General features: G+C 44.2%; 11 protein-coding genes. 4 read left to right on the forward strand and 7 right to left on the reverse strand.

Annotation, left to right across the window (positions count from 1 at the left end; all coding sequences use genetic code 11):
- Positions 1 to 35: 35 nt before the first annotated feature.
- The 7 genes from QQL36_RS33610 to QQL36_RS33640 form a co-directional block, all read right to left on the reverse strand.
- On the reverse strand, positions 36 to 2,339 hold the full coding sequence (locus QQL36_RS33610) for a glycoside hydrolase family 65 protein (RefSeq protein ID WP_321568269.1): 2,304 nt from the start codon (positions 2,337 to 2,339) through the stop codon (positions 36 to 38).
- Positions 2,340 to 2,341: 2 nt separating this feature from the next.
- Positions 2,342 to 2,992 (reverse strand): beta-phosphoglucomutase, encoded by a 651-nt coding sequence (gene pgmB / locus QQL36_RS33615; RefSeq protein ID WP_321568270.1) that lies wholly within the window; start codon positions 2,990 to 2,992, stop codon positions 2,342 to 2,344.
- A 21-nt stretch (positions 2,993 to 3,013) separates the two neighbouring features.
- On the reverse strand, positions 3,014 to 4,861 hold the full coding sequence (locus tag QQL36_RS33620) for a glycoside hydrolase family 13 protein (protein WP_321568271.1): 1,848 nt from the start codon (positions 4,859 to 4,861) through the stop codon (positions 3,014 to 3,016).
- Positions 4,862 to 4,874: 13 nt separating this feature from the next.
- Positions 4,875 to 5,909 (reverse strand): SusE domain-containing protein, encoded by a 1,035-nt coding sequence (locus QQL36_RS33625; protein WP_321568272.1) that lies wholly within the window; start codon positions 5,907 to 5,909, stop codon positions 4,875 to 4,877.
- A 17-nt stretch (positions 5,910 to 5,926) separates the two neighbouring features.
- Complete coding sequence (locus tag QQL36_RS33630; RefSeq protein WP_321568273.1) at positions 5,927 to 7,519, reverse strand: RagB/SusD family nutrient uptake outer membrane protein; 1,593 nt, start codon at positions 7,517 to 7,519, stop codon at positions 5,927 to 5,929.
- A gap of 18 nt (positions 7,520 to 7,537) precedes the next feature.
- The gene (locus QQL36_RS33635) at positions 7,538 to 10,495 is read right to left on the reverse strand and encodes a SusC/RagA family TonB-linked outer membrane protein (protein ID WP_321568274.1); all 2,958 of its coding nucleotides are present in this window, start codon (positions 10,493 to 10,495) and stop codon (positions 7,538 to 7,540) included.
- Positions 10,496 to 10,825: 330 nt separating this feature from the next.
- Positions 10,826 to 11,833, reverse strand: a complete 1,008-nt coding sequence (locus tag QQL36_RS33640; RefSeq protein ID WP_321568275.1) for a LacI family DNA-binding transcriptional regulator — start codon at positions 11,831 to 11,833, stop codon at positions 10,826 to 10,828.
- Between the two features lie 280 nt (positions 11,834 to 12,113).
- Here QQL36_RS33640 and QQL36_RS33645 point away from each other — a divergent pair, with 280 nt between their 5' ends.
- The 4 genes from QQL36_RS33645 to QQL36_RS33660 are packed head-to-tail and all read left to right on the forward strand — an operon-like array spanning position 12,114 to position 14,651.
- Positions 12,114 to 12,284, forward strand: coding sequence for a TerD family protein (locus tag QQL36_RS33645; RefSeq protein WP_321568276.1), 171 nt, complete (start codon positions 12,114 to 12,116; stop codon positions 12,282 to 12,284).
- A gap of 3 nt (positions 12,285 to 12,287) precedes the next feature.
- Positions 12,288 to 12,929 (forward strand): vWA domain-containing protein, encoded by a 642-nt coding sequence (locus tag QQL36_RS33650; RefSeq protein WP_083721446.1) that lies wholly within the window; start codon positions 12,288 to 12,290, stop codon positions 12,927 to 12,929.
- An 18-nt stretch (positions 12,930 to 12,947) separates the two neighbouring features.
- Positions 12,948 to 13,583, forward strand: a complete 636-nt coding sequence (locus QQL36_RS33655) for a vWA domain-containing protein (RefSeq protein WP_083721447.1) — start codon at positions 12,948 to 12,950, stop codon at positions 13,581 to 13,583.
- A gap of 9 nt (positions 13,584 to 13,592) precedes the next feature.
- Positions 13,593 to 14,651: a TerY-C metal binding domain-containing protein gene (locus tag QQL36_RS33660; RefSeq protein WP_321568277.1), complete on the forward strand. Its 1,059-nt coding sequence runs from the start codon at positions 13,593 to 13,595 to the stop codon at positions 14,649 to 14,651.

Genomic DNA, 14,651 nt, shown 5'->3' on the forward strand with positions numbered 1-14,651 from the left:
ATTCCTCTTAGTGAATACCCGCTTTCATAAATGTTTTATTTGACAAGGTCCCTGTTGTTCAGTTGTACAACAGATCCCGCCTTTACTACGAATGTATCTTCATATACTTTTACGGCTACATCGCCGCCCTCTTTATTCTCCAGAACAACACGATTTTTGTTGATCTCCACTTTCAGGATATTACTCCTGAAACGAATACTGAAAGCAAATGACTGCCAGCTTTCCGGCAGGAACGGTGTAAACTGCAACTGCCCATCACGTACCCGCATACCTGCAAATCCTTCTACTACACTCATCCAGGTACCCGCCATTGATGTGATATGCAAACCATCTTCTGTATCATTGTTATAATCATCCAGGTCCAGGCGGGAAGTACGCAGGTAAAACTCATACGCCCGCTCTCCATCTCCCAGTTTCGCAGCCAGGATCGCGTGGATACAAGGTGATAATGAACTTTCATGCACCGTACGTGGTTCGTAGAAATCAAAGTTTCTCCGCAGCGTATCCATATCAAACCTGTCTTCCAGGAAATAAAATCCCTGCAATACATCTGCCTGCTTGATAAAACAACTTCTCAATATTCTATCCCAACTCCACTTCTGGTTCAATGGTCTTTGAGATGGATCCAGGTCTTTTACAAGGATCTGCTCTTTATCCAGGTAGCCATCCTGCTGCAGGAAAACACCCCGCTCCGCATCTTCAGGATAGTACATATTATCTATGATATGTTGCCATTGAGCGACTTCAGTACCAGCATCAAATGAAGTCTTCCGGATAATAGCATCAGTTACCTGCGCCAGTGACTCAATCGTATATTGTAAACACCACGTCGCCATTGTACTGGTATACCAGTTATTGTTGATGTTATTCTCATACTCATTGGGCCCCGTTACGCCCAGCATCACATACTGTTTACGTGCCTCACTCCAATTCACTCTTTGTGCCCAGAAACGTGAAATACCTATCAACACTTCCAGACCGTACTCAGCTAAATACGCCACATCACCGGTATAACGGATGTAGTTGAATATCGCAAATGCAATGGCCGCATTTCTATGAATTTCTTCAAAGGTGATCTCCCACTCATTATGACACTCCTCCCCATTCATCGTCACCATCGGATACAATGCTGCACCCTTGTTAAACCCTAATTTACCCGCATTTTCTATCGCTTTATCCAACTGGTTATAGCGATAGACTAACAGGTTTCTTGCTACCTGCTGATCAGCAGTAGCCAGATAAAAAGGAATACAATATGCTTCCGTATCCCAATAAGTGGATCCACCATATTTTTCACCTGTAAAGCCTTTCGGACCTATATTCAAACGGGCGTCTTCACCTGTATAAGTCTGGTTCAGCTGGAAGATATTGAAACGGATACCCTGCTGTGCAGCAGCATCTCCTGTTATCACGATATCGCTCTCCTGCCATTTACCAGCCCATGCATCCAGCTGTTCTTCTTTTAACTTAGCAAACCCTTTGGCCGCTACTTTATCCACTACCTTCTTACATGCTGCCAGTAATTCTTCAGTAGCATGATTCTCTGAAGTCAGGTTAGCTGCATATTTAAATATCACAGTTTCCTGATTCCGTGTTGCTGCCACCGTCACCTTACCGCCTACAAATTTATCTTTATTCACTGCTGTAACTGCTGACGCAAGTTTGCGCCCCTGCTGATATACATGGAATAACATGCCCGTACAAACTTCAAAACCTGTTTTCTTTGTACGTAATGTAAGATAAGCTGTATTGTCATGTATACTACTTTCTACAAAATCCCAGAATCCCTCGTCATAATTCGCATCCTGGTTCCTCACAGCGCCATCTATAAAAGAGGTAATTTCAATCTCCCCATCAAAATTCAACGGCGTAATACTATAACGCAATGCACCTGCCTCATCATCCACAATACTGCAAAAGCGGGTGGCTTTTACCGCCAACTGTTTACCTGATGATAAGGTCGCTGTAAACGTACGCTCTAAATAACCTTCCTTCATATTCAGCACACGACGAAAGTCACTCACTGCTGCATGATGCAGGTCTAAAACCACCCCGTCAATCCTGATCTCTAATCCAATCCAGTTAGCAGCATTCAGTACTTTGGCAAAATATTCAGGGTAACCATTTTTCCACCAACCCACACGTGTCTTGTCAGGATAATAAATCCCTGCTACATAGCTACCCTGTAAAGTTTCGCCTGAATACGTCTCTTCAAAATTACCACGCTGCCCCATACGGCCATTGCCCAAACTGAAGATACTTTCTGAGATTTTGTTGTAACCCGCTATAAATCCTTCTTCGATGATATTCCACTCATCGACCTTTATATACTGCTTCATAATTATAAATCTTTTAAACGCTGAAGACTCATGTCTCCAAGACCACTGACAATCATATCTGCGTTACCAAGCACTTCTACCGAACCAATACCCACTACTTTCATTCCACCTGCCTTCGCTGCCTGTACACCCGCTATTGCATCTTCGAATACCACGCAGTAAGCAGGATCTGCATGCAAACTATTCGCCCCTTTCAGGAACACTTCAGGATCTGGTTTGGAAGCAGTGACTGAGTTACCATCTACCACCACATCAAACAATGCAGTCAACCCCACCCTTTCCAGAATAGTACCCGCATTCTTACTCGCTGAACCCAGCGCCGTTTTTACACCCGCCTTTTGCAGACTTTCCAAAAACGCTCTTGCACCGGGCAATACCTCATCTGGTTGCATATGACGGATCATATCCACATACCATTCATTCTTGCGGGCTGCCTGTGCAGCCTGTTCTTCAGGGGATAGCTGCACACCACCTATTTCCAGTATGATCTCGAGAGAGCGGGTACGGCTCAGGCCTTTGAGTAATTCATTTTGTTCGGCGGTGAAGTCGAACCCCAGCTCATTTGCCAGCCTTTTCCAGGCTTTGTAATGGTATTTGGCGGTATCTACTATCACGCCATCAAGGTCAAAAATACATGCGTCTATTCTATCCATATCATCCATTTATTAGCTGTCTCAGTGAGCCAATTCCAGTACCAGTGTAGTAGTAGCCGGTACATGCAGACTGTCTGAAAGGCTATAGGTTTTATCAGTTACTATATCGTGCGCGCTGGAAAATCCAGTTGTTCTTTCTTTAAATCTGCTCACATCAATGGTGACAGGATCGCTGTTTGGATTCAGTATGATCATCACTGTCTTGTCAGCATTATACCTGAAGTAGGTGTATACATTATTCTGAGGAATGTATTGCATCAGTTTACCGGTTTGTACCACAGGGTTGTTCTTCCTGTAGTTAGCCAGCTTTTGTACATAATCATGCAGTTCATTTTCTTCTTCATTACGACCCGCTGCTGTGAACTTATTCACTTTATCATTCTTCCAGCCACCTTTAAAATCTTCACGCACTAATCCATCCGGTGCACTGAAATTCTTCATACCAATTTCATTACCGTAATACAACTGTGGAATACCTCGGGTAGTCAGCAACCATGCCAGCGCAGCTTTGTACTTACCTTTGTTTTCACCGATCACGGAATAGAAACGGCTCAGGTCATGGTTATCCAGGAATACGACATTGCGCATCGGATCCTGGTATTGATAGTCTGATGCGAGGGTTGTATACAACTTCACGGCACCATCATCCCACGCTGCTTTATCATTCATTGCGCCGGTGATGGCCCAGAGTGAATTGAAATCTGTGAGACCGGGTAATTGTGTATCCAGATGCTGGTTCACAGTTTTACCCTGTGTAAAGTATACCTGGTCTGCTACACCTTTCACCCATACTTCACCAAAGAAGGTAAAGGTTGGATATGCATCTTTGATCGCTTTGCCCCATGCTGCCATAAACTCGCCGTCATTGTAAGGATAAGTATCGAGGCGGAATGCATCCACACCCGCATACTCTATCCACCAGATATGACTTTGTGTAAAATAGTTGCGTACAAAAGGATTAGACTGATCCAGGTCTGGCATATGATTGTCAAACCAGCCATTGGTCATTATATCCTTATCATACTGAGATGCATAAGGATCAAAGTCAGGTTGTGCCCTGAAACTGGAACGGGTGAACTCTGGCCACTGGTGTACCCAGCTCTTCATCGGCATGTCTTTCATGGTCCAGTGCTGGCTACCGATGTGGTTGTGCACGAGGTCCATGACTAACTTCATCCCACGTTTGTGCAGACTATCTGCCAGTGTTTTGTATAATTCATTGGTACCATAGCGGGGATCAGTACGGAATTGTTCTGTAGCAGCGTACCCATGGTAAGATGCCTGTGGCTGATCATTGGTGATCATAGGCGTCATCCACAGTGAGGTAGCGCCCAGCTCCTGCAGGTAACCAAGATGGTTAATAATACCCTGTATATCCCCCCCATGGCGGTAATACATAGAGTCTCTGTTCAGGGTCGTCTCCTGCATACCTTTGATCACATCGTTCGTAGTATCCCCGTTTGCGAAACGATCCGGCATAATCAGATATATCAGATCGCCCGCATTGAGGCCTTGTGCTTTCGTGCCAGTATTCCTGGCTTTCAGCTCGTAACTAAACACCAGATCTTTGCTGCCTTTCTTCAGGAACCTGATCGGGAATGTACCCGGAGCCGTTGAAGGATCAATATTGAGATCAAGAAACAGGTAGTTCGGGTTTTCCACTTTATTCACCTTCAGGAGTGTTACCCCGGGATATTCCAGTTTGACGTCTCTTTCTGCGATCTTATTACCATGTACTATCAGTTGTAAAAAGGGCTGTTGCATTTTCACCCACCAGTTGGCAGGTTCAATACGCTCCAGGCTGGGAATTTGTGCCATTGACGTACTAGCCATCAACAGCAGCATCGTGATCCACCGAATCTGTTTCATGCTATTATTCTAATTATTGAGCTGTGAGAGAATAAGTATAGTTTCCGGGATTACTTAAGTTCATACTGATTGTATAAGTACCCGCTGCATCTACAGTAATAGCGCCTGTTGTACCTGAAGCCAGAGTACCATTGTTGCTGACATCGCTCAGGGTGATGACATCTGCACTGTTGGCTCTGAAGTAGAAAGTACCTGCACTTAATGTAGTCGTCACCGTCCATGCACCTGTGCCAGCGTTAAAAGTCATAGCAGCATCTGCACTACCAAGGGCACTCCCATAGATGCTCCAGGTGGTATTCGTCATCGTGTATGTGAGTTGATTGATATCTACTGTGAGGCGATAATAACCTGCTGCTGATACGGCGATATTACCACCGCTGGATGACAGAGATCCACTGCCACCATCGCCATAGTTCACATCCCAGCTCTTTGCAGTCGTTACTTTAAACTCTGTTGAACCGGTGAGGTACATATAACCTTCGTAGTTACCATCGTTGTTTACAGAAGCCACGCTATCCAGCCCTGCATTGTCAAATGACCAACCTTCATAAGCACCCGGTAAATACAGGTATGTATATACTTTAGGCACATAGTAAGGTGTCACTGTCAGAGAAATACTGTCTGAATACACCTCATCACCTACTGCATCTACAGCTGCTTTCACACGGATCACGAGATCGTGTTGACGGCCGGCTGCCAGTCCCATATTATTAATTACCTGATTCAGGGCAGCTACAGTATAAGCTTTCGTTAATATGCCAGTACCAATGGTCACATCTGTTGCATTTTTAAAACCATTGCCTTTCTCATCTATCTGCAGGTAATAAGTAACGATAGATTTGTAGCCCCAATCCTCAGAGGCTGTCCAGTTATAAGTTACTGCCGCGCTGGCAGCATCTGCTTCCGTAAATACAAATACGGAATCAGTCGCTGTAAAACCGGGCGTAGTACCGCTTTTCACCTGGGTAAAGCTGCCGTCCTTTTTACAGGAGAACAGGGTCAGCATACTAAAGCTGAGGATGTATATATAATTGAAACGGAACTTCATGATGGAAAATGTTTTGATTAGTAACCACTGTTCTGTTTGAGATTAGGATTAGCCACCAGTTCTGTAGCAGGAATCGGATACAGTGTGCGGAAATCTCCTACAGCTGTACCTGCTGCTACACCGCCTTTCCATGGCCACACATAACTGCTGCCTGTGAAGTATCCATAACGGATCAGATCTGTTCTGCGATAACCTTCCCAGTAGAATTCACGACCTCTTTCATCCAGAATGAATTGAAGGTTGAGCTGACCACTGGTAATATCTCCGCTCGCATCGCCATAAGCTCTTTCACGAATCTTGTTTACATAAGTCAGTGCTTCGGCTGTGCTACCACCGGTACCACCTCTTAATACGGCCTCTGCATAGTTCAGGTAAGCTTCCGGTAAACGGAACAACGGAAAGTCTGTATCTACAAATGTTGTGCTGGAACCAGTACCACCAGTAGATGTTTTGTTGCTCCACTTGGTGACCGCATAACCATCGGTGAAAGTGGTCAGGTCTGTGATTTCCAGGTTTTGTCCGCTCGTATAAAACATCGCACGGCTATCAGTCGCACCTGTTACATCAGGGAATAATTTCACCAATGCACTGGTAGTACGTAAACCAGCCCAGGCACTGCTTACACCAAAGTCAGAAGGTGTCATCGTTCCCCCTAATTGCGCGCAGATCAGGTAAGTAGTACCACCATAAGTCTGGGTTCTGGAACCGTCAAAGTTGGAAGTGAGCAGAAACTCTGATTTGGAAGTAGCGTTGTTATCTGCTTTAAACATGTTTGCATAACTGGCCACCAGTGAATAACCGGAGTTGATCACTTTGGTACTATAGGTAATCGCATCGGTGTAACGATCAGTACCTGTATATATCTGTGCATTCAGGTATAATCTGGATAAGAGCATCCATACACAGGCCTTATCTGCACGACCATATTCATTGGCACCTGGATCTGCCAGCAGTGTTTCCAGTTCTTTCAGCTCTGACTCTATATATGTGAACAGTTCTGTGCTGGAAACCTGGTTAGGATAATAGTAAGATACTTCGTTCGTATCGGTAGAGAAAGGTACATTACCAAACATGTCCAATGCATGATAGTAACTCAGTGCACGCAGGAACCTGGCTTCTGCCCTGAATGTTTTTGCTTCTTCTGCATTCGTACCAGTAATACCATTGCTGCTCAGTTTTGCATCAGACGTCTGACGGATAAACTCATTACACTGGGAGATCTGGTAAAAGAGGCGGGCAAACATGGCAGTGATGAAGTTGTCATCAGCTGTCCAGTTCATTTTGTGGAAGTTTTGAATAGTACCATCATTCCATCCCATCACCGCTTCATCAGTAGGTAATTCCTGCATCTGGTAGTAAGCACGGATGTAGTTAGAGGTACCTTCGTCTATACCACTGATATCAGCACTACCGGTTGGTCCGGTTTGCCCTGTAGTAGCCAGACCTGCATATAGCTTGGCCAGGATACTTTTGTAGTTACTAAAATCTGTATATACACTGGCCGTTGTTTCTTCCGTGATTGGATTGCGGTCCAGGTCTTTGGTACATGCTGCCAGTCCCCAGATCATCACGCCGGCAAGTAATGTATTATATATGAATTGCTTGATCATAACGTTCCTGTTTGTTAATTAGAAATCAAGGTTAACGCCCAGGGAATACACTCTTGGACGTGGATAGAACTTATCATCTATACCGCTGAATACTTCCGGATCCTGACCACTGTATTTAGTGATCACGAATACATTCTGTACGTTCGCATTTACACGCACACCTAATTTCTGATGCCAGATACGACCAAAATCATACGCCAGGTTCAGATAATCCATACGTACGAATGACCCGTTTTCTACATAGTAATCAGACCAGTATTGCGGGTTGGCAAAGTCTGTCTTCAACACACTGGAAGACATATTGGCCAGGAAGGAAGCATTCTGGAAAGACTTATAGTTGCCGAAGTTGGAAGCCTGGTTGTTGTAGATGTAGTTGCCAATGTTACTACGCAGACTAAAACCAAGGGTCCACTCTTTGTAATTGAAATTTGAATTGAAGCTCAGGTATAAAGTCGGATTCGGTGATTTGTAACGGTATTTATCTGCCGCTGTAATAGCACCATCACCATTTCTGTCTTCATATAAACCTTCAATCGGTTTGCCATTCTTATCGTAAATCTGTTTGTATACGTAGAAGGAATTGATAGCATAGCCTGTTGAATTGATCTGGATAGTATTACCAGTACCACCGGAGATATCGCCTGTAGCGAAACCTACCGCTGTATCACTCTTCACTTTGGAAAGAGACAGGATCTTGTTGTGATTGTAGGTGATATTGAAACCTGCATTCCAGGAGAAGTCTTTTGTCATGATAGGTGTAGCATTGATAATGAATTCCACACCCCTGTTTTCCAGGCTACCTACGTTAGTGAACAGTGTATTAGTCAGGTTAGTACCTGCAGGAGCTGTTACGGTCGCCAGCAGATCGCTGGTTTTCTTATAGTAGAAATCTACGCTACCGTTGATCCTGTTATTCAGGAAACCATAATCCAGTGCAACGTTGTAAGTCGCAGTTTGCTCCCACTTAATGTTCTGATCGTAACCTGCAGCACGCAGGGTTTGATAATAAGTATCTCCCAGTTGGTAGGAAGAAGCGGCATCACCCCAGGTATAGCGGGATACAGCGGCATAATCCTGCTTGATATCTTCCTGACCGGTTACACCATAACCCAGTCTCAGTTTCAGGTCAGAGAGTACTTTAGAATTCTTCAGGAAAACTTCGTCTTTAATTCTCCATGCCAGTGCTACAGAAGGGAAGTTACCCCAATGCTTAGCGAAGCGGGAAGTACCGTCACGACGCAGGGTAGCAGTCAGCATATACTTCTCATTGAATGTATAATTCAATCGGCCAAAGAAGGAAACAAGTGTATGTTGTGATTTACTATAGTTACCTGCAGCAGTCGTAGTATCTCCGGAACCATCCAGTGTTGCAAACGCTGGTGTGGTGGTGATGAAATCCTGGTAGGAATAACCGGCAGTCGCATTAACAGCGCTCTTAATTGCCTTTAATGCTTTGCTATAGTTCAGGTAAAAATCAAAGAGTTTGTCCTGTTTTTCCTGTTCGTAGTGATGATAGGAACCGCCACTACCATTGTAATAAGACAATGCAGCATAAGCAGGTATATTTGTATTACCGGTACCTTTAGAGTAGTCATAACCCAGGTTCATATTCGCATGCAGGTCAGGCAGGAAATGGAACTTGTAGTCGAACTGTAAGTTGCCGATACTTCTCTTTACAGTAGATGCATCATTCTTCAGTTTAAGCATACCCAGCGGGTTTCTTGTAGCCAGCGCAAACAAATCACCATTTTGCAGCCACTCATAGTAACCACCAAAGTTGTCATTACCAGAATAAACAGGTTTAGTCGGATCAAACGCAACTGCTGCGTTGATAGCTCCCTGATCAGCAAAACGGTTATCGGCAACAGATCCTTTCAGGTTCAGGTTTATCTTCAGGTGATCGTCGAAGAGGCTTGGAGAGAGGTTGACTGCACCGGAAGTTCTTTTCAGGTTGGATGTTTTAAGTATACCATCCTGGAAGAGGTGACCTACAGAAACGCGGTAAGGTAATTTTTTCCAGGAACCGCTGATGCTCAGGTTATTGTCAGAGCTCAGGGCTGACTGGTAAATTTGTTTTTGCCAATCGGTATTATCAGTACCCAGCATGCCGATCTGTGTATCATTGCCGTGTGCTTTCACTATATCAGTAAATTCTGCAGCAGATAATACAGGAGAATAACTGGTCACTTTAGACACCGCATTGTTGGTGCTGAAAGCCAGTTTTAGTTTATCGCCGGCACGACCTTTCTTGGTGGTGATGATCACTACACCATTGGAAGCCCGGGAACCATAGATAGCGGTGGCAGATGCATCTTTCAATACGCTGAAAGATTCGATATCATTGGGGTTCACCATCGCGAGTGCATTGGAAGAACCGCTTACATTACCGTTTTCAACAGGTACGCCATCTATTACAACCAGCGGATCGTTGGTAGCATTCAGAGAAGCACCGCCACGTACGCGGATGGTACTACCACTACCTGGTGCACCACCATTGGAAGTGATCAGTACACCGGGTACTTTACCAGTGATGAGTTGTTCAGGAGAAGACGCAGGGCCTTTGTTAAAATCTTTCGTAGTTACGAGGGCGATAGAGCCGGTAAGGTCGCTTTTCTTTTGCGTACCATAACCGATCACTACGACTTCGTTTAATCCTTTGGTATCAGTTTTCAGTTGGATGTTCAGTTCCGTATTGTCATTGCCTACAGTGATGGCTTTTTCTACGCCTTCGAAACCGGCCATTCTTGCTACCAGTACATAACTACCGGCACTTATACCTTTGATAGTGTAATGGCCTACACTATCAGCAACTGCATTTTTGCTGGTGCCTTTTATAAAAAGGATGGTTCCCGGAACCGGACTATTCGTGTCGTCCGTAACGGATCCGCTGATACTTCCTGATTGGGCATATACGCCTAAGGTAACCAGGATAAAACACAACAGCAGCGCTAACCGGGTAAAGTGTGTTCGTTTCATTTAACGTTTCATTTTAAAGACAAAGAATTGCTGTTACGCTACTGCCATATGCAGTGCGTTTAATGAAAAGACAAGAAAATGGCTGTAGAATTCCTTATTAGAATTCAGTGCTATTCTTCATTGTTGTAATGGGAAGGGATAAATGATAAGTTCAAAAATAGGTCCCAGTCCCCCTGTTGCTTGTCCGTAAGTTCTAAGTTGAAAGCATATTGTATCAGTGTTGAACATTCCCGGGAACGTTCCCGGAACGTGGAATAAAATAGATTTATGACGCTAAAGTATACAATTTTTTGTTTTTCCTAACATTTTGTTTCATTTTTTTTCTTTTGCTTACACTTTTGCCGAGGAATGGCGGGGGATGAGCCTGGAACCCAATACGATATGATTGTTCTGAGGGGGTGTTCCTTCCAGCACTTTGAAAAGCATTTCTGCAGCATGTGTGCCTAAATCGTAGGCTGGCTGTGTGATGGTGGAGAGCCCGGGATTGAGTAGAGAGGCAATTTCCAGACTCGAAAAGCTCACGACTTTCACATCCTTCGGAATATTGATGCCCAGGTCGTTGCAAACGTAATAACTTGAAATAGCGAGACGTTCTACAGCAGTGAAAAGGCCGTCAGGACGTTCGTGCAGTAAGAAATCGGTCAGGATCTGGTAGTTCTTGTCATAATCATTGCTACAATCTACCACCAGTTGTTCCTGAAATGGGATGCCTGCATGCTGCAAAGCGTCTCTGTAACCCTGCATACGAACATTACCAATCGACAGACTCTTATTAATTACAAGGAAAGCGATCTTCTGACAACCTGCTTCTATAAGGTGACTGGTAGCGGAGAAAGCACTTTCATAGTCATCAGTGGTGACTTTCGGTACGTCTACATCATCATATACCCTATCAAAAAAAACCAGCGGAATACGTTTGTTCCCCATATTATTCAAATACCGGTGATCATTGGCTTCGCCGGAGGCTGACATAATGATACCATCCACACGACCATTGTATAATTTCTCGATGAACATGACTTCTTTTTCATAATCATCGTCGGTGAGGTAGATCAGGGTGTAATAATCTTTTTCACGGGCTACACGCTCTATACCGTGGATGGCCTGAGAGAAGAAGTTATTCGCGATTTCCGGTACGATGATGGCGATGGTATTGCTTCGCTTATCCCGCAGATTACTGGCATGGTGATTTGGCTGGTAATTGAATTCCTTTGCTGCAGACAAGATTCTTGCTTTAGTTTCCGGATTGATATCGCTGTTACCTCTAAATGCCCTTGAAACAGTAGATGTGGATAGGTTGAGCTTTTCTGCCAATCGTTTTATATCAACACGCTCCATAAAAGGTGGTTTTTGACCTTAAGGGGCCAAGGTAGAGAAAATAGTGGAATTGGAAAAATGATCAGTATCCCTTCCCTGACCAAAATCATCCCCCCTCCACAGTGAGCAGGTTTTCTTTTTACGATCATATATATATTTATATTTGTCGGTATATTTACCTATAATGCGACGTTGAAAGGGACTATTATTGTTAACACTAACCCGAACTATATATGGCCATCAATTTACAGAAGGGACAAAGAATAAACATCGGATTAAGCAAAATCACTATCGGACCAGGTTGGGACGCGAGATCACAAAGTACAGCCTGTCAGGCGATGCAACGTTGAACGGAATGTGTGCCATGGTTTTTGCTGAAGTATACAGGAAAGATGATAGCTGGAAGTTCAGGGCTCCCGGCGAACCTCATCAAACAGATAGTTTTGTAGAAATCCTGAAAAAATATATGTAACCCATGAGACGATTACCCGTTTATTTATTGATTGATACCTCCGGCTCTATGGGAGGCGAACCTATCGAAGCTGTAAAGAATGGCGTGCAGGTCATGATCAGTTCTCTGCGGCAAAATCCGCAAGCCATCGAAACCGCTTTTCTCAGTGTCATTACATTTGACACGACTGCACAACAACTCATTCCGCTCACTGACCTCGTGTCATTTCAAATGCCTGATATCAAGGCTGCCGGCGTGACTTCACTGGGTGAAGCCTTAAAGTTGCTCAGCCACTGCATCGATACGGAAGTAAAGAAAACTTCTGCCGAAAGCAAAGGTGACTGGAAACCACTCGTCTTCATCATGACAGACGGTATTCCCACAGACGATAACTGGCAGGACGGACTGAACGAATTCAAAAAACGTAAAGTAGGCAACACGATTGCTTGTGCCGCAGGCCATAGTGCAGACCCAAAAATTCTGAAACAGATCACGGAAAATGTAGTGAGCCTGGATACGGTTGATAGCGCGGGTGTGTCTAAGTTCTTTGCATGGGTGACTGCAAGTATTGGCGTCGCTTCTGTAAAACTGGAAGATGGAGGCAAAGAAGTGAGTGGCATAAATGAACTACCCGCTCCCCCTTCTGAACTGAATATTGTAACCTGATAAATATTTCAACAATACATGAGAAGACTACCCGTTTATCTGTTGCTGGATACATCCGGATCTATGAACGGTGAACCCATACAGGCATTGAACAATGCATTAAGTGGTATGATCAATAACCTGCGATCAGATCCATTAGCTATGGAAACACTTTGGATCAGCATTATCACGTTCGATAAAGTTGTAAAGGAAGTATTGCCCCTGACTGATCTGCCTTCGTACAATGTACGGGAGATCACCTGCCCCGAAAGTGGCCCTACACATACAGGACAAGCCCTTGAGTTTGTCTATGAAAAAGTAAAACAGGACCTCCGGAAAGGAACTGATACCCAAAAAGGAGACTGGCGGCCTTTGCTCTTTATATTTACTGATGGCAACCCCAACGATCTGTACCTGTACCAGGAAATGATTCCGCTGGTCAAGTCGCTGAACTTCGCCTCTATAGTAGGTTGCGCTGCAGGAAGGTTATCGAATGATGAATTCCTGAAAGAACTCTGTGATGTAGTGGTGCACCTTGATATTGCTGATAGTACGACTTTGAAAAGTTTCTTTAAATGGGTGTCAGAGACCATTGAGCATGGAAATAAAAGTATGGGTACTACAGATACCATCGACCTGCCACCACCACCGGATGAGATTCATTTTGTCATTTAAATTGATCGTATGAGAAGACTACCCATATTTTTCCTGATTGATGTATCTGAATCAATGGTAGGAGAACCTATTTCACAAGTGGAAGAAGGGATCTCTACTATCATCCAGGCATTAAAAACGGATCCAACTGCGATCGAAACAGTATGGATCTCTATTATCGCATTTGCAGGCAAAGCGAAAACCATCCTTCCTTTGCAGGATATCATCAGTTTCTATCCACCTAAGTATCCCATTGGCAGCGGTACGTCGTTATGTAATGGCCTGCGACACCTGATGAACGAGCTGGATAGTAATATAAAGAAAACTACCGCTACTTCTAAAGGTGACTGGAAACCCATTATATTCTTATTCACTGATGGCGTTCCTACTGACAATACCGATCCTATCATTGCTGAATGGAAACAAAGATGGCAGCGGCGGGTGAACCTCGTAGCAGTATCTTTTGGTAGTGAAGCGAACGCAGGCATCTTAGCACAATTAACAGCGCATGTATTGTTCTTTAAAAACACGAACATCGATTCTTACAAATACTTCTTTAAGTGGGTCACTGCATCTATTACCACCAGTAGTGTGAATATTGAAAATAATGGATCAGGACTGGAACTGGAAAAAACAGACAACGACTGGCTGTCGAAGATCGACATCTCTAAAAGTGCACCTGTCGCACAAATGGTAGATGATAACTATGTAGTTTTATTAGCAAAGTGCCAGCAATCCAGCCGTCATTATCTTATCAAATACAGGAAAAGTATTGGTAATAATATCTGGGGAGGCATGAACCTCGAAACCCGTTCTTATCTACAGGTAGGAGCTTTCCCACTGAAGGATGATTATTTTGAACTATCTGATTCCTCATCAGATAATCATAAGATCAATACTGCCGAATTGGTAGGCGCACCTACCTGCCCTTGTTGCAGTAACCAGTTTGCACTGGCACAGTGTAGTTGTGGAAAGATCCATTGTATTGGATATGAGGAAACGAATACCTGTCCATGGTGTGGCAAGACATCCAGGTATGTGGTGGCAGAAGAGGGTGGAGGATTTGATGTAAACCGTACACGGGGCTAG

Origin of the sequence: Chitinophaga sp. LS1, assembly GCF_034274695.1 — a bacterium.
GTDB lineage: Bacteria > Bacteroidota > Bacteroidia > Chitinophagales > Chitinophagaceae > Chitinophaga.

What these genes read in the sequence shown, in the direction of transcription:
- QQL36_RS33655 (WP_083721447.1), top strand. Translation starts at nt 12,948, where the DNA reads ATGAGAAGACTACCCGTTTATCTGTTGCTGGATACATCCGGATCTATG.
- QQL36_RS33640 (WP_321568275.1), bottom strand. Translation starts at nt 11,833, where the DNA reads ATGGAGCGTGTTGATATAAAACGATTGGCAGAAAAGCTCAACCTATCC.
- QQL36_RS33635 (WP_321568274.1), bottom strand. Translation starts at nt 10,495, where the DNA reads ATGAAACGAACACACTTTACCCGGTTAGCGCTGCTGTTGTGTTTTATC.
- QQL36_RS33625 (WP_321568272.1), bottom strand. Translation starts at nt 5,909, where the DNA reads ATGAAGTTCCGTTTCAATTATATATACATCCTCAGCTTTAGTATGCTG.
- pgmB (WP_321568270.1), bottom strand. Translation starts at nt 2,992, where the DNA reads ATGGATAGAATAGACGCATGTATTTTTGACCTTGATGGCGTGATAGTA.
- QQL36_RS33620 (WP_321568271.1), bottom strand. Translation starts at nt 4,861, where the DNA reads ATGAAACAGATTCGGTGGATCACGATGCTGCTGTTGATGGCTAGTACG.
- QQL36_RS33630 (WP_321568273.1), bottom strand. Translation starts at nt 7,519, where the DNA reads ATGATCAAGCAATTCATATATAATACATTACTTGCCGGCGTGATGATC.
- QQL36_RS33660 (WP_321568277.1), top strand. Translation starts at nt 13,593, where the DNA reads ATGAGAAGACTACCCATATTTTTCCTGATTGATGTATCTGAATCAATG.
- QQL36_RS33650 (WP_083721446.1), top strand. Translation starts at nt 12,288, where the DNA reads ATGAGACGATTACCCGTTTATTTATTGATTGATACCTCCGGCTCTATG.
- QQL36_RS33610 (WP_321568269.1), bottom strand. Translation starts at nt 2,339, where the DNA reads ATGAAGCAGTATATAAAGGTCGATGAGTGGAATATCATCGAAGAAGGA.